Origin of the sequence: Pseudomonas cavernicola, assembly GCF_003596405.1 — a bacterium.
In the GTDB taxonomy this organism is placed as follows: domain Bacteria; phylum Pseudomonadota; class Gammaproteobacteria; order Pseudomonadales; family Pseudomonadaceae; genus Aquipseudomonas; species Aquipseudomonas cavernicola.
Genome location: NZ_QYUR01000008.1, coordinates 852,259 through 879,196 on the forward strand (window position 1 = coordinate 852,259; position 26,938 = coordinate 879,196).

Sequence of the window (26,938 nt, forward strand, 5' to 3'; positions counted from 1 at the left end):
GAAAGTTCTTGATTTAGCCTTGCAGACTTGTAGGGCGGATTAAAACAATAATCGCCAACCTACAATATTGCGCTGTTTTTATTGGCGGGTTTAACCCGCCAAAATCGCAATTAATTTAGGTCTCCCCTCGATGTCGTCCCTCATATCTTCCCTCCGTACATCCTTCTTCACCCTTCTGTTTTCCCTGCTTTGTACGGCTGTTCAGGCCGAACCCGCGCCGCCGTCGATCATGGACAACCTGATGGATATCGATCGTTACCTGCTGTTGTACGGCAGTACAGGCGACGAGCGTTTCCTCGAACGTCTGGCTCAGCAGGGCAAGCTGCTCCAGGCACGCATCACCGAGGAGCAGAACGCCAGGATCCTGCTCGACATCTGGTCGCTCTATCAGGAACAGTTGGCAAAGGTGCGGCAGGCATTCGTCAACGAGGAAACGGACCTGAAGAAGGCCGTGCGGCAGTCGCTGGAAGTGGTCCGAGTATTCGATGACTTCGTATTAGGCCAGGAACAGCAAGCCTCGCCCTCGCTGGCGGACAACCTGCGCGCCTTGGCATTAGGCAAGGTGCGCCAGGCCAGCAGCCATTTGCTGGAAAAACCATTGCCGGAGGAAGACACCGGCAAGCTGCTGACCCTAAGCGAAACCATTGAGGCGCAGATGGCAAGCCTACCCACCAGCGTCGATCCGAAGAGTTGGCAGAATGATTTGCGCATGCGCTGGCATTATCTAAAGACCACCATGCGTGACGACGCGCTGTTGCGCTATCCATTCAATTCCCAGATAGAGAAGATGCTGGCGACACTGAGCCAGCACTAGCCGTGTAAGGTAGGTAAAACCCGCGCGGTTAAAATATTGATCGCAAACCCGCCCCCAAGGCCTTGTATATGCGAATCGCAGTGCTAGCTGTAGTCCTGATGCTGTTCGGCTGTGCCAACGTGCCGGGCCCGCCAACCGACGAGGCGCCGTGCGGTGCCTCGCGGGTTTTCTATGTGGTGAACCATGGCTGGCATACCGGGCTGGTGATCGCGAGCCGCGATCTGCTGAAGGCGCTTCCCGCACTTACAGATGAATTTGCCGACGCGCAGTTCGTCGAGATCGGCTGGGGCGACGCCGGGTTCTATCGGGCCCCGGAAGTCACCCTGGGCCTCGCCCTGCGCGCCTTGTTCCGCTCGCAGGCAACCGTACTGCATGTCGTCAAGGTATCCGAGGATCCCCAACGTTACTTCGCGGGCAGTGAAATGATCGAGCTTCGGGTCACGGAAGACGGGTATCGGCAACTGCTGGCGTTCGTGGCGAGGACCTTCACTCGCTCCCCCAAGGAAGAAGTAGAGGCGCTTGGCCCCGGCCTCTATGGCAACAGTCGGTTCTACCGGGCTGGCGGCAGCTACTCCCTGTCCTATACCTGCAATACCTGGGTCGCCGAGGCCGTCGCCGCCAGTGGTTTGCCGATATCGAGCGCATCGGTCCTCACGGCAGGGAGCGTCATGTCCCAGCTAAGGCAGGCCACATCGGTAACTACATCCTGCGTCTATGCACACTGAGGTGCGGTAAACGGCGTGCTGCCAACGCGCATCGTTACACTTGCCCCGGCTGGCGGCATCCGCGCAGGCATCACCGCTACGCAGCCTTGTAGGGTGGGTGAAACCCTTGCGGTTAAAACACCGATGGGCGACTGAGATTATTGCGTTGTTTTAATTGGCGGGTTCCACCCGCCCTACCAACTAGCCCACTCCAGCCATTCGCAGGTTCAGAGGTAAGGGCCAATCACGGCCAGCGCCCTTTCCACGAATGCCTCTTTCTCCCCCACTGGCGCCACGTAATGCAATGCCGAGGCACAGGCATCCTCGCCCGCCAGTTTCGCTATCACCCAGGCCGCCAGATAGGGGGCCGACAGGCAGCCACCGGCAGTGGCCAGGTTGCCCTTGGCGTAGAACGGCTGGTCCAGCACGCGCACGCCCGCCTCGATCACCCAGGGTTTGCTGGTCAGATCGGTGCAGGCCGGTAGTTCGCCAAGCAGACCCAGTTTCGTCATCAGCAAGGCGCCCGAGCACTGCGAGCCTATCAACTGGCGCTGCGGATCGAGCTGCAGGCGGTCGAGGATGAAACGATCCTCGGCAATCGCACGAGTTTGGACACCGCTACCAAACAGCACCACATCGGCGCCGTTGGCATATTCCAACGGCTGTTGGGCCTGCACGACCACGCCATTCATGGAGGTGACCGACGGCCGCGGGCAGGTGATCTGCGCTTCCCAGCCCTGGCTGCGCATGCGGTTGAGCACACCCGCGGCAACAAAGGAGTCCAGTTCGTTGAAACCCTCGAACGTCAGCACGGCAATACGCATCACATCCTCCCGGATCGCAGGTTCGCAATTGACTGCAAGCCACGAATCTATGCGTCCTCGGTCGTGAGCGGTAAGTACAGCGGGAAATAAATTTATCCGTACAGGTTGGGCAGCCTCGAGGCAAAAGGCTGCTGCCAAGCCCGAATAGCGTTGCGCCGATCCGGGCTACACCTACGCTCAAATCCCAGGCCGGCCCGGGTCTTCCGGTGGAGCGTGTTCTTCCAGCTCTTCGAGTTTCAGTTCCAGGCTCCAATCGCCGACATCGGCGACCTTGGCTGGTGCGGCAGCGGCTGGCACGGCGACGGGGGCCGGGGCCACTGGTTCCTCGCGGTAGAGCTTGAGCTTGAGCCGCACGTTGTTCGCCGAGTCGGCGTTTTTCACCGCTTCTTCTTCGTCGATGACGCCTTCGTGGACCAGATCGATCAGCGCCTGGTCGAAGGTCTGCATCCCCAGGTTCTTGGATTTCTCCATGATTTCCTTGATATCGCCAAACTCGCTGCGTTTGATCAGGTCACGGATGGTCGGCGTGCCAAGCAACACTTCCACCGCCGCACGGCGCTTGCCGTCGCTGGTTTTTACCAAGCGCTGGGAGACGAAGGCCTTGAGGTTGTTGCCCAGGTCGTTCAACAACTGTGGCCGGCGTTCTTCCGGGAAGAAGTTGATGATGCGGTCCAGCGCCTGGTTGGCGTTGTTGGCGTGCAGCGTCGAGATCGCCAGGTGGCCGGTGTCGGCGAAAGCCAGGGCGTGTTCCATGGTCTCGCGGTCGCGGATCTCGCCGATCAGGATCACATCCGGCGCCTGACGCAGGGTGTTTTTCAGTGCGGCATGGAAGCTGCGGGTGTCCACGCCGACTTCACGCTGGTTGATGATCGACTTCTTGTGCCGGTGCACGTACTCGACCGGGTCTTCGATGGTGATGATATGCCCGCCACTATTGCGGTTGCGGTAGTCGATCAACGCCGCCAAGGAGGTGGATTTGCCCGAGCCGGTGCCACCGACGAAGAGCACCAGCCCGCGCTTTTCCATTACCGTTTTGAGCAGCACCTCCGGCAATTTGAGGTCTTCGAACTTGGGGATTTCCATCTTGATATTGCGCGCGACGATGGACACTTCATTGCGCTGCTTGAAGATGTTGATGCGAAAACGCCCGATGCTCGCCAGCGAGATGGCCAGGTTCATCTCCAGTTCACGCTCGAACTCGATCTTCTGCGCCGAGTCCATGATCGAGTCGGCAATGGCCGCGACTTCGCCAGCTTTCAGCGGCTCGCTGCTAAGAGGTTTGAGTACACCGTTGAATTTTGCACAGGGTGGCGCCCCGGTGGACAGATAGAGGTCAGAACCATCCTGGGTGGCCAGGATTTTCAGCATTGGATTGAGGTCCATGGGTACTCGTCCGCAAGGCATTGTCGTTATTAGTTAGGCCACTCTGCGCCGGCATCCGGCGTGTCTTGGTCAGGCTTATGAGCAGCGGCTGCTGCACGATAAATGCAGAGCAATCCTGGCACAATGCAGCATCCGTTCAGATGAGAAATCGATCATGGCCAAAGCAATGGCTCGCCACATTCTGGTCAAAACCGAAGCCGAAGCCGCCGAGCTGAAAAAACGCATCGCTAATGGCGAGGCCTTCGATGTATTGGCGAAAAAGTACTCAACCTGCCCCTCGGGCAAACGCGGTGGCGATCTCGGTGAAGTGCGCCCAGGGCAGATGGTCCGGGCGATTGATCAGGTGATCTTCAAAAAGCCCCTGCGTGAAGTGCACGGCCCAGTGAAAAGCCAGTTCGGCTATCACCTGGTGCAGGTGTTTTATCGCGAGTGACCTGAAAACTACTGCGCTCGACTATGCGGCGTTGAAATCAGGTTCAAAATGCTCATGTACGACTTGTACACTCCGCTTTCTCACCTGATTTCGCCTGGCCTAGCCTTCGCTCGCTACGTTTTCAACAGTCGCTGCAAAAGCGCCACCCAATCCGTCTATCTCCAGAACTGCCCTTCAGCGCCCTAACCCGCTACAATCGCGACCCTTTCGCGCTGCGTGCGCTCGCTTCCTGGACCAGATTCGTGATCTCCACCGCCAATATCACTATGCAATTCGGGGCTAAACCCCTGTTTGAGAACGTTTCCGTCAAGTTCGGCAACGGCAACCGTTACGGCCTGATCGGGGCTAATGGCTGCGGCAAGTCGACCTTTATGAAGATCCTCGGTGGCGATCTGGAGTCCTCCGGCGGCCAGGTGATGCTGGAACCGAACGTGCGCCTGGGTAAATTGCGCCAGGATCAGTTCGCCTACGAAGAATTCAGCGTGATCGATACCGTGATCATGGGCCACGAAGAGCTGTGGAAGGTCAAAGCCGAGCGCGACCGCATCTATTCGCTGCCGGAAATGAGCGAAGACGACGGCATGGCCGTAGCCGAGCTGGAAACCGAATTCGCCGAAATGGACGGCTACACCGCTGAATCCCGTGCGGGCGAGCTGCTGCTCGGCCTGGGCATTCCGCTGAGCCAGCATTTCGGCCCGATGAGCGAAGTCTCGCCAGGTTGGAAGCTGCGCGTGCTGCTGGCCCAGGCGCTGTTCTCCGACCCGGAAGTGCTGCTGCTGGATGAACCGACCAACCACCTGGACATCAACACCATCCGCTGGCTGGAAAACATCCTGACGGCGCGTAACAGCACCATGATTATCATTTCCCACGATCGGCACTTCCTCAACAGCGTGTGCACCCACATGGCTGACCTGGATTACGGCGAGCTGCGCCTGTTCCCGGGCAACTACGACGAGTACATGACCGCCGCCACTCAGTCGCGCGAGCAGTTGCTGTCCGATAACGCCAAGAAGAAAGCCCAGATCGCCGAGCTGCAGACCTTCGTCAGCCGCTTCTCGGCCAACGCCTCGAAAGCCAAGCAGGCGACTTCGCGCGCCAAGCAGATCGACAAGATCCAGCTGGCCGAGGTCAAACCGTCCAGCCGCGTCAGCCCGTTTATCCGCTTCGAACAAACCAAAAAGCTGCATCGCCAGGCCGTGCATGTGGAAAACATGGCCAAAGGCTTCGACGGCAAGCCGTTGTTCAAAGGCTTCAGCTTCACCGTGGAAGCCGGCGAGCGCCTGGCCATCATCGGCCCGAACGGCATTGGTAAAACCACCCTGCTGCGCACCTTGGTCGGCGAACTGAGCCCAGACGCAGGTTCGGTGAAATGGACTGAAAGCGCCGAGCTGGGTTACTACGCCCAGGATCACGCCGACGACTTCGCCGACGAGAGCAACCTGTTCGACTGGATGGGTCGTTGGACTCAGGGCGGCGAGCAAGTGGTACGCGGCACCCTCGGCCGTATGCTGTTTTCCAACGACGAGATCCTGAAATCGGTCAAAGTCATTTCCGGTGGTGAGCAGGGCCGCATGCTGTTCGGCAAGCTGATCCTGCAAAAGCCCAACGTACTGATCATGGACGAACCGACCAACCACTTGGACATGGAGTCCATCGAAGCACTCAACCTGGCGCTGGAGAACTATCCGGGCACGCTGATCTTCGTCAGCCATGACCGTGAGTTCGTATCCTCCCTGGCCACGCGCATTATCGAGCTGTCCGCCAGCGGTGTGGTGGACTTCAGCGGCACCTACGACGACTACCTGCGTAGCCAGGGCGTTGTGGTCTGATTACGGCTGTAACGCGTCACTAAAAACGCCCCGTTTCGACGGGGCGTTTTGTTTAGGGTAACTCGCAAGCAAGAGGCAACATCGTAGGTTTGCGCTGAGCGCAGTGATGCCCAACAAGGAGTCGCTCCGCGACTCCCTATGCCCAGACTCGCGCACGGAAGCCTGGCCTTGCAGGCCGGTTGTTGGGCATCGCCTTCGGCTCGGCACCAACCTGACCGGCGAAACAAATCGTTAGCTAGCTTTCTTTAATTTCAAGCAGCAGCGATGATTGCACCTCTGTATGCGCGCCTGCGAAGAACCCAAATGCCTGCCGAAGACAGTGCCACTCCAAGCTCGACGGCGATCACCCGCCAGATCGTTTCCATCGTTTCTTTCACCTTCCTGGGCTTTCTCTGCATCGGCATCCCCATCGCCGTGGTGCCTGGCTACGTGCACGAGCAACTCGGCTTCGGCACTGTCATCGCCGGGCTGACCATCGGCGTGCAGTATCTCTCTACCCTGCTCAGCCGCCCCACGGCCGGACGCATCGCCGACAGTCTCGGCACCAAGAAGGCCACCGTCTACGGCTTAGCCGGCATAGTCGCCAGCGGCCTGCTGACCCTGCTGGCAACCTCGCTGCAGAGCCTGCCACTGCTCAGCCTGATTATTTTGCTCGCGGCGCGCGTATTGCTCGGCGTGACCCAGGGCGTAGTCGGGGTCAGCGTCATCAGTTGGGGCATCGGTCAGGTCGGCGGTGAACATACCGCGCGGGTGATCTCCTGGAACGGCATCGCCGCTTACGGTGGTATCGCCATTGGCGCACCGCTGGGGGTGTTGATGGTCGACAGCCTGGGGCTGTGGAGCATGGGCAGCGCCTTGATGCTGCTGGCCGCACTGGGTTTGCTGTTCATCCGGCGCAAGCCTTCGGTGCCAGTACTGGCCGGCGAACGCCTGCCCTTTCGCTCGGTGCTGTGGCACATGCTGCCCTATGGCACCGGCTTGGCCCTGGCCTCGATCGGCTATGGCACCCTGACCACCTTCGTCACCCTCTACTACAGCAGCCGCGGCTGGAGTGGCGCGGCCTACTGCCTGACCGCCTTTGGCATCGCTTTCATCGCCGCGCGCCTGCTGTTCATCAACGCCATCAAGCACCACGGCGGCTTCAACGTGGCCATCAGCTGCATGGTTATCGAAACCGTCGGCCTGTTGCTGCTGTGGTTGGCGCCCTCGCCCACTTTCGCGCTGCTCGGCGCGACACTGGCTGGCTTCGGCCTGTCGCTGGTGTACCCGGCCCTTGGCGTCGAAGCAATCGAGCGTATCCCGGCCACTAGTCGCGGGGCAGGCCTGAGCGCTTATGGATTGTTCTTTGACCTGGCGCTGGGCATGGCCGGGCCGCTGATGGGCGCCGTGGCCTTGGGCTATGGCTATCCGTCGATCTTCTTCAGCGCCGCGCTGTTGGCGCTGGCTGGGGTGCTGCTCAGCCTGTGGCTGGCCCGCGCCAAGCATTAGTTTCAGCGACTGCCTGCCTCCAGCAGCCGCGCCGAAGAAGCATGCGGCTCAGCATTCAGCAAACAAAAACGCCCCGGGTTGCAGGGCGTTTTTGTTTCTGGGTTGCCGGCCTTTCTGGAAACCCTGAGTTCAAGACTATGCTTAGGCCACAAAGGGTTTACCGAGCGCGTGGCTCGGCAGCGGACGCCAACTCGGACCAACTACTGGGAATGTCTCATTCAGGGAGAAAACAATGTCCATTTCTGCATCCACCTCCACTGACCTGATCGACCTCAATTCTGCCCAGGCACCAGCAGCCACAAGCACGGTCGATCCAGCTCTGGTCGCGCAGATCCAAAACAACATCAACCTGGACTCGGCCAATGCGGTTCTAGCCTTTGGCGATGAGGTGACTCGTGAACTGGGCGCCTTCTCCAGCCGCATCCTCGCGCAAGTCCGCGTCAAGGACTCCGGAGAAGCCGGCGAACTGCTGCTAAATCTGACCACCCGCATCCAGCGGCTGGACCCTGGCAGCCTGGAAAAGAAAGGTTTCTTTGCCCGCCTGTTCGGCTCTGCGCAGGCACAGATCGATCGCTTTCTGCGTGACTTCGATGATGTGGGCTCGCAGATCGACCAGGTGGCCCTGAAGCTGGAAGTCGCGCGGGAAAGCATGCGCCGGGACATCGCCCTGCTCGATCAGGCGCATGGCAACGGCGTCGACTTCATTAAGCGCCTGGACACCTATATCAGCGCCGGCGATGGCTTCGGCGCGCGCTTCCGTCAGGAAGAGCTACCGAAACTGCAGAGCCAGCTGGCCGGCACCAACGAAAGCGAGCTGCCGCTGCTGCAACAGAAAATTCAGGATCTCCAGCAGAACCTTGACCGCCTGGAGCGCAAGGTTCACGACCTCAAGCTCGCGCGCATGGCCGCCATTCAGCGCCTGCCACAGATTCGCACCGTGCAGAACGGCGACGCCGTGCTAATGGACAAGATTCACACCGCCATCCATACCGCCATTCCTACCTGGAAGGCCCAGTTCGTTACCGCCCTGGCCCTGCACCGTCAGGAAAAAGCCTACGAGCTGCAACAACAGGTGGTGGACGTCACCAATGAACTGTTGGTGAAGAACGCCGAACAATTGCATACCAGTGCCATCGCCATCGAGAAAGCCAGCCAGAAAGGCGTCATCGATGTCGCCGCGCTGCGCAAGGCCAACGACCTGCTACTGCGTACCGTGCAGGACGTAGTGGCAATCCAGAGGCAAGGCCGCCAGGACCGGGTCACCGCGGAAAACGAACTGGAACAGATGGAAAGCGAACTGCGCAAGACGCTGAGTGATCGGGCTCTGCAAGGCTGAGGAGAACAGGCCGATGTCCGATACCTCGAAACCGGCCCACGGGCTACCCTTCCTGCGCACCCTGTGGGTCTGGCTCAAGGGTGCTGTAGCGACCAGCTGTTGCATAGGTAGCGGCGCCTTCGCCGGCGTGCTCCTGAATAGGCTGCTGAGCCCGGCTGCGGCCGCCACCAAGGCGAATCTGTCCACCGGCATGCTACTCACGGCGTCCCTGCTGTGGCTCATGCTGCCGGTGTTCAGCGCTTTTTTCGCGGCAAACCTGCACTTCCGCCATTACTACGCCACCCGCCCGCTGTACCCCGGTCTGTTCCTGTTCGTGGTCGCGATGGTGATCGAAAGTTATCACTCGGGCGAAGGCCAATGGCTGCTCAACCTGAGCGTACTTGGCAGCCTGGGCTGGTCGCTGCTGGCCTACCTGAATACGGCAACCCCCAGGGCTCAGGAGCTGATGCGTCGTATCTACGCCCCATCTCCAGAGCTATTGGACTGGGTGAAGACCAATCAGACCCACAGCTCCGGGGGATTCAGCAAGCTGTGGGCTGCTTGGCACAAGATAAGCTGGGGGAAAAGCGCGACTGAGACAGCCGCCAAGGAAGCGGGCAATGATCTGGTCCAGGTGTTCCGCCGAGAAGTGAACAACCTGCGCCAGCTTAGCGAGGCGCTGAACAGCCCCCACATAGGCGACGAATGCGAGGCCCTGCTGCGACATTGCACCGCTATCAGCGCGCTGATTGAACAGGAGCCGGGCAGGCTTGGGCAGTTGCAGCGTTTCATGGCCTATCACCTACCCACCGCCAGCAGGCTGGTAGGCTACTTCGACAAAGCCCAGCTCTTGACCGAGAGCTCGGCGCAGAAAGCCCAGCACCTGCAAGAAATCGAAGTCTCTCTGCAAACGCTGGTCGTGCACTTCGAGCAAGTCCACAACCAACTGGTGTCGAGCGATCTGAACGACCTGAACATCGAACTCAAATTGCTCAAAGACGACCTTGCCCAGCAGAGCACCGGTAAGCTCGGCTGACCCTGGTAAACAGTGAAAACACGAATCCCCGCAATGCGGGGATCCGTGTTTTAGGCGTCGATCAAGCCGCGAGGGTAGCGAAGCGCTCAGCGATCTGCTGCTGTGCCCCCGCCAGTGCATTGGCGCGCGGCTCTTCACCGTAGGCGAGGCCATGGGCGCGGACGATTTCAATGTCGGTGATGCCGAGGAAACCGAGCACGACCAGCAGGTAATCTTCATGAGCCACGCCAGTCGGCTGGCCGGCATGCAGACCGCCGGAGGTGGAAACGATCACCACCTTTTTACCGCCGGCCAGGCCCTTGGGGCCGTTCTCGGTGTAGGTGAAGGTCTTGCCGGCTACCGCGATGCGGTCGATCCAGGCTTTCAACTGGGTCGGCACGGTGAAGTTGTACATCGGTGCGCCGATCACGATGGCATCGGCATCCAGGAACTCCTGCAGGGTCGACTCAGCCAGTTCGGCTTCGTGTTTCTGCGCGGCATCCCGCAGCTCAGTTGGAGTACCCGCAGCCACCAGGCTGGCAGACGACAAGTGACTCAGGGCATCACCAGCCAGGTCACGGTAGCTGACCTTGGCCGCCGGCTCTGCTGCCTGCCAAGCTGTCACCACGCTCTGGCTGAGTTGGCGCGAAGCGGATGCGTCGCCGAGGATGCTGGAATCAATATGCAAAAGTTTCATGGCGTTCTCCTGAGTAGGAATCGCTGGTTGGCGATCAAGTTGGACAAAGCCTATCAATGAAACCAATAGCGTATTAGTCAGTGAAAATGTGATAGTTCGTCCCACTCATAGGACGATAAAAGCCATGCAAGACCTTAACGATCTGTTCTATTTCGCCAAAGTGGTGGAAGCCGGTGGCTTTGCGGCGGCCGGACGGCTGTTGGGCATTCCCAAGTCGCGGCTGTCACGGCGCATCGCCGAACTGGAAAACCGCCTGGGTGCGCGCCTGCTGCAGCGCAGCACCCGCAAATTGTCGCTGACCGATATCGGTGAGCGTTACTACCGCCATTGCCAGGCGATGTTGCTGGAGGCCGAGATGGCCAATGAAGCCGTCGCCACGCTTTCCAGCGAACCGCGCGGGCGCCTGCGGGTGTCCTGCCCAGTGGCGCTGGCGCAATCCTACTTGCCGCAGATCATCACTGACTTTCTCGGCGCCTACCCGAAGGTGCAACTGGATATGTTGCTACTCAATCGGCGGGTCGATGTACTCGGCGAAGGTATCGATGTGGCGCTGCGCGTGCGCGATGAAGGCGATGAAGACCCGACGCTGATCGCGCGCAAACTGCGTCCGGCACAGATGGCTCTGGTCGCGGCGCCAGCCTTGCTTGAAAGCTGGCAGATTAACGACCCCAGCGACCTTGCCGGCCTGCCAGTGCTCGGCGCACCGGAAGCCGACCGCAAGGTGCATTTCCGTCTACTCAGCGCCGATGGCAGCAAGCGCGATATCGCTCTGGAGCCGCGCCTGGGCATTGATGATTTCGTTGTGCGTAAAACCGCAGCATTGGCGGGTTTGGGCATGACCTTGCTGCCATGGTTATATTGCCAGCAGGAGTTGGCGGATGGCCGCCTGCTGCGTCTACTGCCCGACTGGACACTACCCGGTGGCTATTTACAGGCGGTCTATCCGCATCGGCGCGGCATGTCGCCAGCGGTACGCGCCTGGATCGAACATCTGACCGAGGCCTTCAAAAACGACTGGGCTCAACCGGTATGAGCAACCTGTTTATCGATTTGGAGCCAAGCATGCCCCCCACCGCCATCGCCACCTTCCTGCTGCAACTGCCCGGCGTCCGCGAAGACCTCAAGTGGGGCAGCAACCGGGTGTTTTCCATCGCCGGCAATAAGATGATCGCGATCCTAGATTTTCTCGGTGATGGCTTGGCGTTCAAAGTGGATAGCGAACTGTTCCTCGGCTATGTCGACCGCCCAGGTATTCGCCCGGCGCCTTACCTCGCTCGCGCGCACTGGATCAGCATGACGGCGCCCTACCCGTTGAGCGATGCGGAGCTGAAAGACTTGCTGACCCGCTCCCACCAGCTGGTGGTCCGCAAACTGCCGAAGATTCGTCAGGTTGGCTTACTGGTCGACTTGGACTGATCGACCCGAACTCTGGCGAACACGGCACAGGCCAAGGCGGCCTAGTAGGAGCGAGTTTCTACTCGCGATCGGGCATGGCACAGAAGCATAGCGAGCAGAGCTCGCTGGTCCGGGCTGCACTAGCCGCTGGATATGAGCTCAGCGGGCCACTACCTGAGCAGCCCCATCCAGGGTTGTATCAACGGCCCCAGATAAGCACTTTTGAACAGCAACCAATCCCCCCAAAACACCTGGTGCAGCAGCACAATCCCCCAGAACACCGCCTGATAGGAAGCTTTACGGGTTTTGTGGCGATACACCTGCTGAGCCACCAGTGCACCGGGCCAGCCACCGATCAGCTCGGCAATATGCAGGGTACTTTCCGGTGTGCGCCAGCGGCCCTTCTCAGCACTCTGTTTGTCATGCGCATATAGGCAGAAGGTAACGAGGCTGGCCAGCCCATAAGCGCAGAGCGGCCAGATGAAGGCGTTTGCCAGCAGCTGGATCGAACCGAGCAGTGGCAACAGGCAGAGGCCGGCAAACAGCAGTGCTTTGAAACCGAGGTTTTGCGGCAACCCTGAAGAAGGTTCACGAACTGGGCGCGTGGTTTGCTGGCGAGGCCTGGCAGCCTCTTTAGCGGGTTTGGGTTTGCTACGGATAGTTGGTGAGTCGAGGGTCAGAGGGCCATCCAGGCGCATGTGCTCGGCGCGCAGGCGTCCCTGGTCATCCTTGCGGGCAATGAAAAACACTCGATCACCCGGCAGTGGCCGACGATCTCCACGCATTGCCGAGATGTGTACAAACACCTGTGCACCGCCCTGTTCGGGCGTGATGAAGCCAAAGCCCTTATCATCGTTCCAGCTTTTGATCGAGCCGCGTGCTTCCATGGTCTTCGAGCTTACCTAGCCGTCGTTGGCCGGCTAGGTTACAAGACCGGCGAAGCCTTCGCCCGCCTTTGCCAACTGATAATGAGCGCCCAGCGCCAGCGAGAAATCTGGCACTGGGCAATCGACTCAGTTACCGGACTTGATCGTATTCCACAGACGAGTGCGGACACGGTCGATTTTCATCGGCATCGCCTCGAGCGCGAATAGCTTCCTCTGCACCTCAGCAGTGGGATAGATCTTGGTGTCGGCCTTGATCCCCGGGTTCACCAAGCTGTCTGCCTGCTCATTGCCATTGGCGTATTGCACATGGTTGCTGATGTTGGCCATCACCTCCGGGCGCAGCAGGTAGTTCATGAACGCATAACCGGCTTTTTCATCCGGCGCATCGACCGGCATGGCCATCATGTCGAACCACATGGGAGCGCCTTCCTTGGGCACGGAATAGCCGATCTGGATGCCGTTATTAGCCTCCTTGGCACGCTCGGCGGCCTGGAAAACATCGCCGGAGAACCCGACCACCATGCAGACTTCGCCGTTCGCGAGGTCCGAGGTGTATTTCGAGGAATGGAAATAACGCACATAGGGCCTGATTTTCAGCAGTACCGCCTCGGCCTTTTTGTAGTCATCCGGGTTCTGGCTGTGGTGCGGAAGCCCCATGTAATTCAGGGTGATGGGAAAGACCTCAGGGCCATTGTCCAAAATGGCCACGCCGCACTTGCTGAGTTTCTCCATGTTCTCGGGTTTGAACAGGATGTCCCAGGAGTCGATGACCGCATCCGCGCCCAGGACCTCCTTGATCTTGGCCACGTTGTAACCAATGCCTGTGCTGCCCCACAGATACGGGAAGCCATATTGGTTGCCGGGGTCGTTTGCCTCGAGTGCCTTGAGCAAGACAGGATTGAGGTTTTTCCAGTTCGGCAACTGGCTCTTGTCCAGCTTCTTCAAGGCACCGCCCTGAATCTGCCTGGCCATGAAGTGGTTGGAGGGCCCGACCACGTCATACCCGGAGTTGCCGGTCATCAGCTTTCCGTCGAGCGTTTCATTGCTGTCATAGACGTCGTAAGTCGTCTGGATGCCCGTTTCGTTCTGAAAGTTCTTCAGGGTGTCCGGCGCGATATAGCTGGACCAGTTAAAGATTTTCACGGTTTCTGCGGCCTGAGTCATAGAGGCCATCAGCATCAGCGGGGCTATCAGCTTGCGCATGTTTATTCCTTACTTTGATTTTGTTGTGGCTAAGGATTTGTGGGGCAGCGGTTGTTCAAAGAGGCTCTTGCAGTGGACTTCAGAAAATCAGCACATAGGTCTTGCGCACCGTTTCCTGAATATCCCAGGTGCCGGTGCTGTTGGCCGGCAGCATCAACGCATCGCCGGCCTGGATTTGCAGGGGTTCGCCGCCGTCAGGGGTGAAGGTGCAGCGCCCCTGGATAAAGTGGCAAAACTCCTGCTGCACGATTTGCCTGCGCCAGCGCCCCGGCGTGCATTCCCAGATGCCGGTCTCGACGCCATCGGGTCTTTCCACGCTGGTTGTCGAGGCAATGGCGACAGGCTCGCTCAAGGGCACGGCTACCGGAGCTGAGTCGGCAAGGGCCACGCTGGCGGTGTTTTTAAAGTGGGTGATGCTCATGGTTCGAGTACCTTTTTGTTGATCGTTCGCTAGCCAGTAACTAGCGAGGTTCTAGCGCATTAAACCTTCCATGAAGTCCGCCAGACGGGTGGCGAGCTTGCGTCTCCAAACGGGGCTGTGAGGGTTGGCGAGCACCTGATCCTCATGCACGAAGCTACGAATGATGGCGTTGTAGCCGAGCCAGCGGCAGGGCTCTGGTTCCCAGGGTTTCAGGGATTGAATGGTGTCGTCCTTGACCACCCACGGCTGGCGGGTGAGTACGCTGTCCTGGGCCAGAATCAAGTCCGCCAGGGTCCGGCCACCGAGGTTGCTGGCGCCCACACCTTCACCGCCATAACCACCGGACAGCGCGATGCCGTTTTTGCGGTCGCAGAGCATGTGTGGGTGGAAATGCCGCGACATGCCCAGATTGCCGCCCCAGGAGTGGGTGATTTCGACTTCTTTTAACTGCGGGAAGAGTTCGCCGAACAGGTAGCGGCGCAGGCCAACTTCGTCCTCTGTGAGGTTGAAGTCATGGCGCAGTTTGCCGCCGAACTGATAGCCGCCGCGGGCGCCGAACACCAAGCGATCATCTGCGCTGCGCTGGCCGTAGGTGACCTGACGGCTACTTTCGCTAAAGGCCTGCCCGCGATCCAGACCGATCTCGGCCCAAGTGGCGGCCGGCAAGGGCGCGGTCGCGACCAACAGGCTCTGCACCGGTAGTTGGTAATGCCCCAAGGGCGGCAAGGTGACCGAATAACCCTCCACCGCCGGCACCACCCAGCGGGCACGAACTTCGCCGCACGCGGTACGAATCAGCCCGGGTTGCCAGTCGGTTACGCGACTTTTTTCGAACAGCTGCACGCCCATTCGCTCGACGGTGCGCGCCAGGCCACGAACCAGTTTGGCTGGCTGGATGGTCGCGCAGTGCGGGGTGTGGATCGCCCCGAAAGGGTTGGCGATACGCAGTTGCTGGCTCAGTTCAACGGGGCTCAGCCATCGATAGTCCGCTTCGTCCAGCCCCTGGCCATAGAGGTGCTCGAGTTGCTGACGCAGGCTGGCTTCCTGTTCCGGGTAGCGCGCGGCGCAGTACAGCACCCCTGCTTTGCGGTAGTCACACTCGATGCCTTCACGCTCGAGTACCACCGCCACTTCGTCGGGAATGCCGTGCAGCAGGTCGTAGGCAGCGCGCCGCTGCTCTGCTGGCAAGCCGGCAAGCAGGCGATCCTCGCCGAGGATGTTGCCCATCAGCCAGCCACCATTGCGCCCGGAGGCGCCAAAGCCGGCGGTCTCGGCCTCGACAATCGCGATACGTAATTGCGGCGCCTGACGCTTGAGGTAGTACGCGGTCCAAAGCCCGGTATAGCCTGCGCCGATGATCGCGACGTCAGCCTCCAGCGCGCCGTCCAGTGCCGGGCGCGCGGTCAGTTCATCGTCAAGCTGATCCATCCACAGGCTGATGTCACGCCAGGCGGTCATTCGGAAACTCCAGTGTTGGACTGTATTCCGAAAGAGACTAGTGGCTCAGCTCAGGGCTTGTCTTGCGCGCGTGCCCGCAAAGAAATTTGCGGAGTGTAGGAGCGAATTTATTCGCGACGGGGCTACACCGAGTCGCTCTGGTTCGCGGATAAATCCGCTCCTACAGTTGCGCGCGTGCCCGCAAAGAAATTTGCTGATCGGCACTCAGCTTTAAGTAGGCTTTGGGCGTCAGCCCGGTGTGCTGGCGGAAGCAGCTATAGAAGGCGGACAGGGAGTTGAAACCCGCAGCGAAGGCCAGTTCGTCGATCCGTACCGGCTGCGGGGCCGTTTCCAGCGCGGCCAACAGATGCTCTAGGCGAGCCTGGTTCACATAGCGGTAGAAGCTCTGCCCGAGCACCTGATTGAGCAGATAGGAAATCTGGTTGCGGCTGTAACCACTGTTGGTCGCCACTTGTTGCAGATTCAGCTCTGGATCGAGATACGGTTGATCGCGCTCGAAATACTGCTGCAGGTCTTGCGCCAGGAAACTCAGCTGCCGCGCCGACAGACCCAGGCGACTGATCGCCGGACGACTGTCGGCTGCGGAGCTCGGCTCACGGCTTTCGTGCACCAGCGAGGCGTATTCATTGACCCGCCAGATCAGGCCATCGCGCACGGTCAGCGCCTCACTGGCCCGGAACGACACCAGCCCTTCGCCGCCACGCAAGGTGATCCGGTATTGGATAAAGGCCGTGTCCCCATCTAACCGAATCCGGTCGCTATGTTCCAGCGCCTCTTCCGGGTCACGCGGCATGGTAGCGCGCACGTAGTCGCGCAACTCAGCCAGGTGCATCACGCGGTTTTGGAAGAAGTCGTTGTATTCGATATCCGGGTGATAGAGCGCCATCACCCCGTCGAGATCCCGGCGCTTCCAGCAATAGTGGTAGCGCAGTACGGTTTCGCCGGTAATGGCGGTTTGCTCTGGGCTGTCGTAACGCTCGGTGGGCGACATACTGGTCTCGCTAGACGGATTACGCCGAGGCGCACCGTCCATGGCGACACCGCTTCTCAAATCTCAGCCCGAGTCGTGAGCCAACTGGGCATTAGCCAAACACAACCACACCTTTATCTATCCGCCGACCGCGTCCAGCAGATTAATGTTGTGCCGTGTTCCAGTCGATCAGACCCATCTCCCAGGTCGCCAGAATCAACAGACCAAAGCCAATGCGATACCAGGCAAACGCCGCATAACTGTGGTTACCAATGAATTTCAGCAACGCACGCACCGCCAACATGGCAAATATGAAGGAGGTGATAAAACCAACGGCGAAGACCGGCAGATCACTCTGCTGGAACAAATCACGGTACTTGTAGCCTGAATAGACCGCCGCACCGACCATTGTCGGCATCGCCAGAAAGAAGGAGAACTCGGTGGCCGCTTTGCGCGACAGGCCAAACAGCAAGCCGCCGATGATGGTTGCGCCGGAACGCGACGTGCCGGGAATCATCGCCAGGCATTGAGCGCAGCCCACCTTGAGCGCGTCCTTCCAGGTCATCTGATCGACACTTTCGGCGCGCACTTGATGCTGGCGGCGCTCGGCCCAAAGCATGACCACACCACCGACCACCAACGCGCTCGCCACGGTGATCGGGTTGAACAGGTACTTGTGGATCAAATCGGCGAAAGCCACACCAAGGATGACTGCTGGAAAGAAGGCAATCAGCAGGTTGCTGGTAAAGCGCTGCGCCTGCGGCTCTTTTGGCAGGCCGATCACCACGTCGAGAATCTTACGCCGGTATTCCCACACCACCGCCAGGATCGCGCCGAGCTGGATAATGATGTTGAAGGCCATCGCCCTTTCGCCACCGAAATTCAGTAAATCCGCGACGATGATCTGGTGACCGGTACTGGAAATCGGCAAGAACTCGGTCAGCCCCTCAACGATACCCAGAATCAACGCCTGCGCGGCGTTCCAAAGATCCATGCAATCCCCCGTAGTGCGATGCCAGGCATCGCGAATCAAGTATTTGATAGTCGTGCGGCGCGGCGAGTCTGAGACTCGCGAACAACAAATTAGGCTCCAAAGCGGAACGACAAACCCGCGGGCGCTTAGGTTTGCCGCTTTGGTGCCGAAATGCTAACAGACATCCTGAATAAGCGCTGCTGCCTATGTAAGGCCAATAGCGTTGCCCAACTCAGAATGCTTTCTTGGTAGCCCAGCATCAGCGCTGACGCTGACAGCAAAACAATAAGAACCAGCAGTGCCTGACCATGAATAGCCTACGCAACCCGCCCATCAGCCGCCGGCTGTGGCTGATCCTCGCCGTCGCCGTCCTGATGCTGGTCAGCCTCGGTGTGCTGATGCTGCGGCAGATTCATGCGGACCTGTACGCCGGCAAAGTGCAGAAAGCCCGGCATGTGGTGGAAAGCGTCGCGGGCATCCTCAAGCATTACCAAGGCTTGGAAAGCGCCGGCACGTTGAGCCGTGAACAGGCGCAGAAGCAGGTAATGGAACTGATTCGCGGCCTGCGCTACGGCCACGATGATTATTTTTGGATCAATGATCTGGCGCCGAAGACGATCATGCATCCGAGCAATCCCAAGCTGGAAGGCCAGGATCTCTCCACCCTGAAGGTAAAGGTGATCAACGAGAGCAGTCGCGCGTCTCAGCTGACGGTCGAGCAAGCTCGCCAAGCCGGCGCGAGCTTGAGCCTGATCGGGCAGTCACTGCGTAACCTGACGGGCTTGAATGCCTCGATCGCCGGTGCCACGCTACAACAGTCGCACGTGGTGGAAGATATCAACCAGAATGTTACCCAGTCGGCTAGTCTTGCCCACAACAATGCGCTGGAATGTGCTGGCCGCGGCACAGTCCAGCGGCGCTAGCCAGCACCTGAACCAGTTGGCCGAACGGTTGAACCGCTTGTTAGGGCAATTTCGCGTATGAGGGACACATGAGCGACATGGAACACCAGGAAGTCGATCTCAAACAGCCGCAGAATCAGGATCTGGTCTGGGATCTGGACAGCATGGCCCGCCGCGAGCTGGCCGAGCGTTTCATTCGACTGTTCGAGAACCGTCTTTGTGTGTACTCGGATTCAGTACGCCAGCTGTATACCAACTACACCCTGCACTTCCCCAGCGATCGAGGCCGCAAGATGGTGGTGCTGCCCAATGCTTATGCCTTTCACGATACCCTGCACGGCATCGAGGCCAGCGCCGTGCGCAAGACCGGGCTGTGCGTGTTGCCGGGCGTGGTCCTGGGTAAACCCGGGCTGTTGCTGACCACGCAGATCAAAGAAGGTGGCCCAGCGCCCAAGACCATGCCGTTCAAGCAAGCTTTGGCGCAGATCATCAGCAACCAGAAGAAGATCGGCGATGTCTTCCTGCCCATCATGATGAAGGGCGATCTACGTGAGTTCGACCAGCAGATGCCCTACATCCACCTGCACCGCCTGCAGGTAAACAAACTCACGCGCCTCTCCTCTTTCGAGCGCGACGATATCCAGCAGACCATCACGCGTAAGCTGCTGATGCTCTATCGCCAGGCCGACAGTCTGGTTTGCTAGTTTTCAAGCTGCTTCGCTTCAGCCTGCCGCGTTGAAACGCAGTTCGGCGGGTTCAGCTACCAGGCAAGAACTCCGCGCCCTCGTCGCGTAAAGCCGCCAACGCCTGAAGTCGTTACAATCGTCTCTCGTTTTATCTGTGAGCGGGCTCAACGCCCACTGCCGAGGGCCGTTAATGTCTCCCCTGGAACTCTTCGCCGCCGCGCTTGGCGTCATCGCCGTCTGGCTCACCGTCAAACAAAACCCCTGGTGCTGGCCGATCGGCTTACTGATGGTGCTGCTGTATAGCTGGATCTTCTTCGAGGTGAAGCTGTATTCCGACATGCTGCTGCAAGTCGTCTACGCCGTCCTGCAACTCTACGGCTGGTGGCAATGGACGCGCGGCGGTCGGCAACAGCATGGTCGCCTGGTCAGCCGCCTGAGTCGCGGCGGCCTATTGCTCAGCCTGCTCATTGGCAGCGTCGGCAGCCTTGGCCTGGGTTATTTGATGGCCAGTTACACCGATGCCGCCGCACCGTGGATGGATGCAGCGCTGACGGCCTTCAGCCTGGTCGCCCAGGTCTGGATGGCGCAGAAGCGCGTGGAGTGCTGGCCGCTGTGGATTGCACTGGACGTGCTCTTCGTCGGCTTGTTCATCTCCAAAGCGCTCTATCTGACTGCTGCGCTGTACGCCCTGTTCACCCTGCTCGCAATACAGGGCTGGCGTGACTGGCGGCGCGATCCGGCGCTGGTTAACGCATGAAAGTCTTGGTGCTGACCGGCCCAGAATCCAGCGGTAAAAGCTGGTTGGCCAATGAAATCCAGGCCACTTTCGGCGGCCAAGTGGTAGGCGAATACGTCCGCTACTTTATCGAGCGCGAAGGGCGCGATACCTGTTACGCGGATATCCCGGCCATCGCTCAAGGCCAGCTAGCCTGGGAAGACGCCGCACGGGCCGAACGCCCTGCCCTGCTAATTTTGGATACCCACCTGCTAAGCAACCTGCTCTGGAGTCGCGAGCTGTTTGGCGACTGCCCGGACTGGCTCGAACAAGAGTTGCTCGCACGGCACTACGACCTGCACCTGCTCCTCGACCCCACGGGCGTGCCCTGGGTCGACGATGGCCAGCGCTGCCAACCACAGCTGCAACAGCGCGTGCAATTTCATCGTGACTGCTGCGAATGGCTGGAGCGTCACCAGCAGCCCTACCGCAATTTAACTGGCGACTGGCAGCAACGACGCCAGCAAGCCCTTGAGTCCGTGGCGGCCTGGTTCCAGTTAAGTCAGTAATAGCGCGGCCCAAGCCACAAGCTTCGTTCTTAGCGCGTCCTATAGCTAAACAGCCAATCACGGATACCCTGCGAAATGAAAATTGCGGTGCATGGCAACCGCCACACACCGCAATTGCTTTTAGCTCAGCTTTGTTGAACTGGCCTCCTTATACCGCCAGGTTGAAGTCGGTTTGGGTTACGGTGGTCGCGTCGGCGATACCAACCAGGACGATTGAACTCGCGCCGACCGTCACCAAGGTGTCCACGCCGACATCGGCGATGGTTACGTTGGCAGCAAAGTTCGCCGCGGTAACGCCGAGCGCTGCGATGTTGAGCAGGTCCTGCCCGCCGACCGGATTGGCGTCGAAACCTTGGATCGCATCGTTGCCGAAGCCCGCAGCAAACACGAAGGTATCGTTGCCGAGACCGCCATCCATGAAGTCGTTCCCGCCCCCGCCGGTGAGGGTGTCGTTGCCTGCCCCCCCCACGATCGTGTTGGCGAGCTCGTTGCCGGTGCCCGAGAAGTTGCCAGTGTCGCCGAAAAACAGGTTCTCGACGTCGGCACCCAACGTGTAGTTCGCGAGCGAGGTCCAGACCGTATCCGAGCCTCCACCGGCGAGCTCGCTCACCACGTCCCCGAGCTCGGTGACTTCATAGACGTCGCTGTCATCGCCGCCGGCCATCGTGTCAGCACCTCCGCCACCGATGATGACGTCGCCACCAGCGCCACCGTTGAGGGTGTCGTTGCCTATGCCCCCATGGATGATGTTGTCGAGCGCGTTGCCGGTGCCCGAGAAGTTGCCGGTGTCGCCGAAAAATAGGTTCTCGACATTCGCACCCAACGTGTAGCTCGCGAGCGAGGTCCAGACCGTGTCGGCTCCTGCACCGGCGAGTTCGCTCACCACGTCCCCGAACTCGGTGACTTCATAGACATCGTGTCCAGTACCACCAGCCATGAAGTCGTCACCAGCGCCACCGTTGAGGGTGTCGTTGCCTATGCCCCCATGGATGATGTTGTCGAGCGCGTTGCCGGTGCCCGAGAAGTTGCCGGTGTCGCCGAAAAATAGGTTCTCGACATTCGCACCCAACGTGTAGCTCGCGAGCGAGGTCCAGACCGTGTCGGCTCCTGCACCGGCGAGTTCGCTCACCACGTCCCCGAACTCGGTGACTTCATAGACATCGTTGTCACCGCCGCCGACCATGGTGTCGGCACCTCCGCCACCGATAATGACGTCATCACCGCCCAGGCCCTGAATGTTGTCATCGAACGCCGTACCAATGAGCACGTCATTCCCGGCGGTGCCGATGATTAGATCACTAACAACCGCCGTTGCTGCGGAGAGGACCTGCTCAAGCGTACCGAGGTTATCGGTGTAAGTGGCAACGACGCGCAGCTGCTGACCGGTCTGCGCCTGGCTGGGCGTGAAGGTCGCGGCAGTCGCGTCGGCGATGTTCGCCCAGCTCCCAGCGCTGAGCGCTTGCCACTGATAGGTATACGCTACGCCGGTAACCCCATCGGCGTCGGCGATCGACCCGGGCGCGGCTGTCAGCGCCTGCCCTAGGTTTGGCGTGGTGTCGCTGATGACGGGCGAGCCGGTGGGGGCGTCGTTAAGGTTGGCGACAGCCGCGGTCGGCGCGGAGGTGACACTCTCAAGTGCACCGAGGTTGTCGGTGTAACTGGCGACGACACGCAGCTGCTGGCCGACCTGCAATTGGCCAGGCGTGAAGGTCTGACTAGTCGCCCCGGCGATGTCCGCAAAGGTCGCGCCACTGCCCACTTGCCACTGATAGCTGAACACCGCACCGGCGGTCCCATCGGCGTCGGCGAGGGTTCCAGGCGTGGCCGTCAGTACCTGACCCTGCGCCGGCGTCGTGTCGCTGATGGTGGGCAGTCCGGTGGGGGTATTGTTGAGGATGACCGGTTCGGTCGGCGCCGAGCTGACACGTTCCGGGGCCCCCAGGCCATCGGTGAAGGACGCCACCACGCGCAGCACCTGGCCGACCTGCGCGGTGCCCGGCTGGAAGGTCGGGCCAGTGCCCACATCGACCCAGCCGCCTTCTCCGGTCTCGGCTTGCCAGACGAAGGTGATGGAACCCACGACCCCATCGGGGTCGAGGACCGCAGAGGTCGTCGCCGTCAACAGCTGCCCCCGCGACGGGGTCGAGTCGCTGATCGTCACACTTCCCGTGGGTAGCTGGTTGGTACCGCCGATCACCACTGTCTGGTCGGCGAACTGCAGGCGCTCGACGTTGCGAACCAGGTCCGTGCCGTCGGCCAGGGTGCCGGCTGTATGAGCGACCGTCCAGGTGCCGTCGAGGTTCTCAATCACCTCATAGTTGGCGAACGCATCGGAGTAGACCGCCGTGTCGACGTCGCCGCTGCCATCGGCTTGGAGGATCTCGCGGACGATGCTGAGCTGGCTGGGATTGATTGCGCCAGAAAGCAAGCGGGTCTGGACCGCACTCATGCTATCGACCGAGAACGCTTCGTTGTTTGGGCCCGCCGCTACGACGATGCGCACGTTGAGCCAGGCGTCACCGTCGATGATGTCGTCGAAGCCACGACCTTCGATGAGGTCGCTGCCGTCGCCGCCGAGGATGATGTTGCCGCCGTCGAAGAGGATGGCGTTCGGATCGTTGCTGGGGTTGGCTGCCGCAGCCTGCCCGAGTACCTCATTAAGTCCGGCGATGCGGTCGACACCGGCCTGGGTCAGCTCGTGATTCTGCAGGGTGAACTCGGGATCCGTTTCGGCCCCGCCGCGGTCATCGCCGATCAGCACATCATTGAACTGCCACCCCGAAAGCCCCTCGACCTGGTCGAAGCGGTCGCGCAAGATGTCGGCCTGCACCGTGGTGAAGATCGGCACGTTGAGGTCACTATTGGCCGCCAGCGGGTCATTCTTGTGGATTGCCCAGTCGAAGCCGAACATCCCTTCGTTACGCTGGATGCCCAAGCCCTGGACCATGATGTCGTCGCCGGATTCGCCGTCGTAGTCGGTGTCGTTGCCGCCGCCGTCGAGCACGTCGTGGCCGATGACCGGGCTGTTGAAGAACAACTCGGAGTTTTCCCCAGCCAGGGTATCGAAACCCTGTCCGCCTTCCATCCAGTCGTCGCCCTCGTTGCCCATCAGGAAGTCGTTGCCATCGCTCCCCTGGACAAAGTCGTTATCCCTGCCGCCGAACACCTGCTTGCCGTCCTGGCCGGCCAAGATGAAGTCGCTGCCCTCACCGCCGAAAACCAGATCCAGCCCGTTGCCGGCATGGATGACGTCGTTGCCACCATCGCCATGAATGAGGTCGCTCGCGCCGAGGTCGGTCCCCAGGTCGGTGATGATGTCGTCGCCCTCGCCGCCGTGGATGATATCGACGCCGTAACCGCCATCCAGTTGGTCATTGCCGGCGTCCCCCCAGAGGGTGTCGTCGCCGTCGCCGCCGAGCAGCACGTCATCCTCCGCCGAACCGCCGAGCACGACATGCCCTCCACCGTTGTACTGGAGCAGATCGCTATCGCCATCGCCGTCGAGATCTTGACGGACCACCAGGGGCGAGAGCATCTGCAGAATCGGGTCGGACCCGATTGGATCGACACCGATCTGCCGGCTGGTCTCGATCTCGAGGATATGATCCACGGCGGCGAACAACTGACCCGGCAGGTGCGATGAGTTCGGATTACCGAGATCGGTATTGCGCATGACCAATGCGGAGAACGAGTTGCCTTCGAGCTCGTTGAGGAGATTGGTGCCCTGGAGTCGGCTCAGGTAGTAGTAGCGGTCGCCGCTCTGCAGATTTTCGAGTTGCGCCTCGAATACGAAGTTGAAGGTCGAACCGAGCATGCCGCCAAAGGGCATCTTCTCTTCGGCCAAACCGCCGATCCAGAAGTCGACGCTATTCAGCCCACTATTGGCAGCAGTCCAGGTACCGGTGCTATTGAGGAAGGCCACTCGATCAGCGGGTTCACCGATGCCGCCTGTGACCAGCAAGGTCGCGGCGGCACGCTTTGCTGCCAAGGTATCGGCATCGAGGATGGATTGGTGCTGACCGTAGGCGGCGATGAAGTTGATGATCGACGCCGGATTCTTGATATTCAGCGCAAAGTCGACCCAGCTCACATAGGGTTTCAGCTGGCTGTCACCGGTCATCTCGAAGAACTGCGCGCGTGCGACGTTCAGGGACGGGATGCCGGTATCACGGGCCCGCGCCATATTGATCGAAACCAGGTCCAGCGGCAGGCCCACGAGATTGTTGCGCAGCGCCTCGGTCACGAACTCGTCGATCTCGTTGCCGACCTGACGGGTCATGCCACGAATGATCGCCCCGGCCGCCGCGCCAGAGTCGACGCCACTGGCCGCGAACTCCAACGGATTGAGGAACGCCTGGATCAAGCCAATGTCATTGTTGACGCCAATAGTGCCCGTCGCGAGATCCATGCCGATTCGATCGACGGTCTCGGTCAACATCGAGTGACCGAAGCGGTACACCACATGGGCGAATTCGGCGACTATCGCCGGGTCGATCTCGGCGGTATGGGAGAACACGAAGGCGTCGACCGCCGGCTGCACCGTGCGCGCGAACTCCTCGAACACCAGATGCTGGTACTGCATCTCGTTGACGACGCGGGCGGCCTGGAACAGCCGCTCACCATCCCAGACCAGAGCGGCGATCGCCTCAGGCGTAGTCGGCACTGTCGCGACATCGACCAGTAGCCACTCGTTGATAAAGGCCAGGTCGCCAGACTCGAGAATGGTTTGCTTGTTGCTGTCGACCAGGCGGTTGTGCTCGGCATGGAACACATGATGCACAGCGGTCAGGCCGATGTTCTCATTGCCGCGACCGTCACCGGTGATGTAGTGGGCATTGAGCAACTCGTCATCGTAGCCAGTCGACTCTGACAAACCGACGGCACCGTCGGTATCGGCTGCTTTCATCACCCCATTGGCAAACGGGTTGGCGTTGTGAGCAATGTCATCCAGGAACGCGTGACCAGTACGAATGGCAAACTCCGTGCTGATCGGCGCAGCCGGATTACCTTCGACCAGAGCGATGCCATTGGGATTTTCAACACTGACCGGCACCCGCACATACAGCTGCGGATAGCCGTTGTCGCCGCGAATAAATTCACCATAGGGATCGACCGCCAACATGGGGACATTGGTGACATCGAAGTCGGCCAGTTGAATGCCCAGCACCTGAGCAGCCTGCGCCTTGATATCGGCCCAAGTGGCGAGCCCGCCATTCTGCCCGTCGAGCATATGGCCAGTGGCCACGGGCTTGCCTTCGGCGTTCAGGGCATATTCGCGCAAGAAGGTCTGGTGCGAGCCGTTAGAGGTATAGGTCTGGTTCTGATCGATAAAGGGCGTGGTGGTGTTGGTATGTTCATGCACATCGTCAGCCGTGCCCAACTGCCCATCCGGTCCCGGTTGGTTGGTCGCCCGAGTCATCACCATGAAGTTGGTCTGACTCCCCTCGACGTAAAGTGGATCACCCGGCAATAGCGGGATAAACACGGTGCCGCTGCCGCCCTTGCTGACCAGATCCAAACCATGGTCGAAGAACTGGCCAAACAAGGTCATCCAGGAGTTGAACGGTGCCGTCAGCCCTTCATCCGCCGACACGTTCGGAATGAGTAGGGTCCCTTCCGGATCGGTAGTCTGGTTAGTGCCGGCCGCCGCGACTGCGGCCGGGTTAGTGGCGGTCTGGTCGGCGATCAGGTTACTGATGGTCCGCGGCTGCGAGTCGAAGACGAAGCCGCTGGTTTGTGCGTAGCTGGTCAGAGACCCCGCCACCAATGGCCCACTGCCATCCGGGTCGAAAAGGGCGTTTTCCGCCGAGTTGAAAACCGGATTGAGCAGCCGTGTCATCAGTTGATCGGCTGAGCCGAAGAGCTCTTGACCAGGCACCAGGCTGTTGAGGGAGCCGTCAACCGTACGCAAGCCCTCAGGGAGCAGCGGGCTCTCCACAAAGGTGCGCAGATAGGCCGCCTGCTCGGCTAGTGAGGCATTGGGATTGCTGGAGAGGTACGAAGAGTGAGCTTCGGCGATCTCGATTTGCTTGAGGATGTACTGAAGATCCGCCTTGTTGATCGTTAAAGTGGCCATTTGTTATTTTCCTCGATGCTAAACACGGTCAGAAAACCACATGCAGCCGAGTCCGCTGCGACAACGTGGCTAAGCGTTGGCGTTACAAGAAGCGTCGTTTTTTAGGTAAAAGGGGCTACTGCACGCCAGGCTCTAGCCGGATTGCTTGCGCTCATCAATGCTTGGCGGCGGGGGGATG

At 60.1% G+C, this 26,938-nt stretch carries 22 protein-coding genes and 1 pseudogene; 13 read left to right on the top strand and 10 right to left on the bottom strand.

Annotation, left to right across the window (positions count from 1 at the left end; genetic code table 11):
- Positions 1-130: 130 nt before the first annotated feature.
- Both D3879_RS25730 and D3879_RS25735 read left to right on the top strand, forming a co-directional pair.
- Positions 131-814 (top strand): hypothetical protein, encoded by a 684-nt coding sequence (locus tag D3879_RS25730; protein WP_147411246.1) that lies wholly within the window; start codon positions 131-133, stop codon positions 812-814.
- A 68-nt stretch (positions 815-882) separates the two neighbouring features.
- Positions 883-1,539 carry a TIGR02117 family protein gene (locus D3879_RS25735; protein WP_119956982.1) on the top strand — a complete coding sequence of 219 codons (657 nt, stop codon included), beginning with the start codon at positions 883-885 and terminating at the stop codon, positions 1,537-1,539.
- A gap of 206 nt (positions 1,540-1,745) precedes the next feature.
- Here D3879_RS25735 and D3879_RS25740 read toward each other — a convergent pair whose 3' ends face one another.
- Positions 1,746-2,342: a DJ-1/PfpI family protein gene (locus D3879_RS25740; protein WP_119956983.1), complete on the bottom strand. Its 597-nt coding sequence runs from the start codon at positions 2,340-2,342 to the stop codon at positions 1,746-1,748.
- A 177-nt stretch (positions 2,343-2,519) separates the two neighbouring features.
- Entirely contained in the window at positions 2,520-3,725 is a 1,206-nt protein-coding gene (locus D3879_RS25745; protein WP_177412491.1) for a PilT/PilU family type 4a pilus ATPase, read from the bottom strand.
- A 154-nt stretch (positions 3,726-3,879) separates the two neighbouring features.
- Here D3879_RS25745 and D3879_RS25750 point away from each other — a divergent pair, with 154 nt between their 5' ends.
- The 5 genes from D3879_RS25750 to D3879_RS25770 all read left to right on the top strand — a co-directional run bounded on the left by D3879_RS25750 (position 3,880) and on the right by D3879_RS25770 (position 9,829).
- A complete protein-coding gene (locus D3879_RS25750) occupies positions 3,880-4,158 on the top strand; it encodes a peptidylprolyl isomerase (protein WP_119956984.1) in 279 nt (92 codons plus the stop codon).
- Between the two features lie 242 nt (positions 4,159-4,400).
- A complete protein-coding gene (locus tag D3879_RS25755; RefSeq protein WP_119956985.1) occupies positions 4,401-5,990 on the top strand; it encodes an ABC-F family ATPase in 1,590 nt (529 codons plus the stop codon).
- 303 nt (positions 5,991-6,293) lie between these two features.
- Positions 6,294-7,478, top strand: a complete 1,185-nt coding sequence (locus D3879_RS25760) for an MFS transporter (RefSeq protein ID WP_119956986.1) — start codon at positions 6,294-6,296, stop codon at positions 7,476-7,478.
- A gap of 232 nt (positions 7,479-7,710) precedes the next feature.
- Complete coding sequence (locus tag D3879_RS25765) at positions 7,711-8,814, top strand: toxic anion resistance protein (RefSeq protein ID WP_119956987.1); 1,104 nt, start codon at positions 7,711-7,713, stop codon at positions 8,812-8,814.
- A gap of 13 nt (positions 8,815-8,827) precedes the next feature.
- The gene (locus tag D3879_RS25770; protein WP_119956988.1) at positions 8,828-9,829 is read left to right on the top strand and encodes a 5-bromo-4-chloroindolyl phosphate hydrolysis family protein; all 1,002 of its coding nucleotides are present in this window, start codon (positions 8,828-8,830) and stop codon (positions 9,827-9,829) included.
- A gap of 61 nt (positions 9,830-9,890) precedes the next feature.
- Here D3879_RS25770 and D3879_RS25775 read toward each other — a convergent pair whose 3' ends face one another.
- The gene (locus tag D3879_RS25775; RefSeq protein WP_119956989.1) at positions 9,891-10,505 is read right to left on the bottom strand and encodes an FMN-dependent NADH-azoreductase; all 615 of its coding nucleotides are present in this window, start codon (positions 10,503-10,505) and stop codon (positions 9,891-9,893) included.
- Positions 10,506-10,629: 124 nt separating this feature from the next.
- Between D3879_RS25775 and D3879_RS25780 the strand changes: the two genes are divergently transcribed.
- Complete coding sequence (locus tag D3879_RS25780) at positions 10,630-11,538, top strand: LysR substrate-binding domain-containing protein (RefSeq protein ID WP_119956990.1); 909 nt, start codon at positions 10,630-10,632, stop codon at positions 11,536-11,538.
- 29 nt (positions 11,539-11,567) lie between these two features.
- Complete coding sequence (locus D3879_RS25785; protein WP_119957095.1) at positions 11,568-11,921, top strand: MmcQ/YjbR family DNA-binding protein; 354 nt, start codon at positions 11,568-11,570, stop codon at positions 11,919-11,921.
- Positions 11,922-12,070: 149 nt separating this feature from the next.
- Here the strand turns inward: D3879_RS25785 and D3879_RS25790 are convergent, their stop codons facing one another.
- From D3879_RS25790 to D3879_RS25815, 6 genes are all read right to left on the bottom strand, one after another.
- The gene (locus tag D3879_RS25790) at positions 12,071-12,787 is read right to left on the bottom strand and encodes a DUF1294 domain-containing protein (protein WP_119956991.1); all 717 of its coding nucleotides are present in this window, start codon (positions 12,785-12,787) and stop codon (positions 12,071-12,073) included.
- Between the two features lie 126 nt (positions 12,788-12,913).
- The gene (locus tag D3879_RS25795) at positions 12,914-13,990 is read right to left on the bottom strand and encodes a polyamine ABC transporter substrate-binding protein (RefSeq protein ID WP_119956992.1); all 1,077 of its coding nucleotides are present in this window, start codon (positions 13,988-13,990) and stop codon (positions 12,914-12,916) included.
- Positions 13,991-14,069: 79 nt separating this feature from the next.
- Positions 14,070-14,411: a cupin domain-containing protein gene (locus D3879_RS25800; RefSeq protein WP_119956993.1), complete on the bottom strand. Its 342-nt coding sequence runs from the start codon at positions 14,409-14,411 to the stop codon at positions 14,070-14,072.
- A gap of 51 nt (positions 14,412-14,462) precedes the next feature.
- Complete coding sequence (locus D3879_RS25805) at positions 14,463-15,869, bottom strand: NAD(P)/FAD-dependent oxidoreductase (protein WP_119956994.1); 1,407 nt, start codon at positions 15,867-15,869, stop codon at positions 14,463-14,465.
- A 160-nt stretch (positions 15,870-16,029) separates the two neighbouring features.
- Positions 16,030-16,860, bottom strand: a complete 831-nt coding sequence (locus tag D3879_RS25810) for a helix-turn-helix domain-containing protein (RefSeq protein ID WP_119956995.1) — start codon at positions 16,858-16,860, stop codon at positions 16,030-16,032.
- A gap of 142 nt (positions 16,861-17,002) precedes the next feature.
- A complete protein-coding gene (locus tag D3879_RS25815; protein ID WP_119956996.1) occupies positions 17,003-17,833 on the bottom strand; it encodes an undecaprenyl-diphosphate phosphatase in 831 nt (276 codons plus the stop codon).
- Positions 17,834-18,120: 287 nt separating this feature from the next.
- On the opposite strand from D3879_RS25815, the pseudogene D3879_RS27985 reads away from it, so the two are divergent.
- The 4 genes and pseudogenes from D3879_RS27985 to D3879_RS25835 form a co-directional block, all read left to right on the top strand.
- Positions 18,121-18,483, top strand: a pseudogene (locus D3879_RS27985) (cache domain-containing protein); the annotation flags it as partial.
- 320 nt (positions 18,484-18,803) lie between these two features.
- Positions 18,804-19,418 carry a hypothetical protein gene (locus D3879_RS25825; protein WP_119956997.1) on the top strand — a complete coding sequence of 205 codons (615 nt, stop codon included), beginning with the start codon at positions 18,804-18,806 and terminating at the stop codon, positions 19,416-19,418.
- A 172-nt stretch (positions 19,419-19,590) separates the two neighbouring features.
- Entirely contained in the window at positions 19,591-20,157 is a 567-nt protein-coding gene (gene pnuC / locus D3879_RS25830; RefSeq protein ID WP_119956998.1) for a nicotinamide riboside transporter PnuC, read from the top strand.
- Positions 20,154-20,684, top strand: coding sequence for an AAA family ATPase (locus D3879_RS25835; RefSeq protein WP_119956999.1), 531 nt, complete (start codon positions 20,154-20,156; stop codon positions 20,682-20,684). Before pnuC ends, D3879_RS25835 begins: the two co-directional genes overlap by 4 nt.
- Before the next feature lie 148 nt (positions 20,685-20,832).
- On the opposite strand, the gene D3879_RS28040 is transcribed toward D3879_RS25835, so the two are convergent.
- On the bottom strand, positions 20,833-26,760 hold the full coding sequence (locus D3879_RS28040) for a peroxidase family protein (RefSeq protein ID WP_119957000.1): 5,928 nt from the start codon (positions 26,758-26,760) through the stop codon (positions 20,833-20,835).
- Between the last annotated feature and the right edge of the window lie 178 nt (positions 26,761-26,938).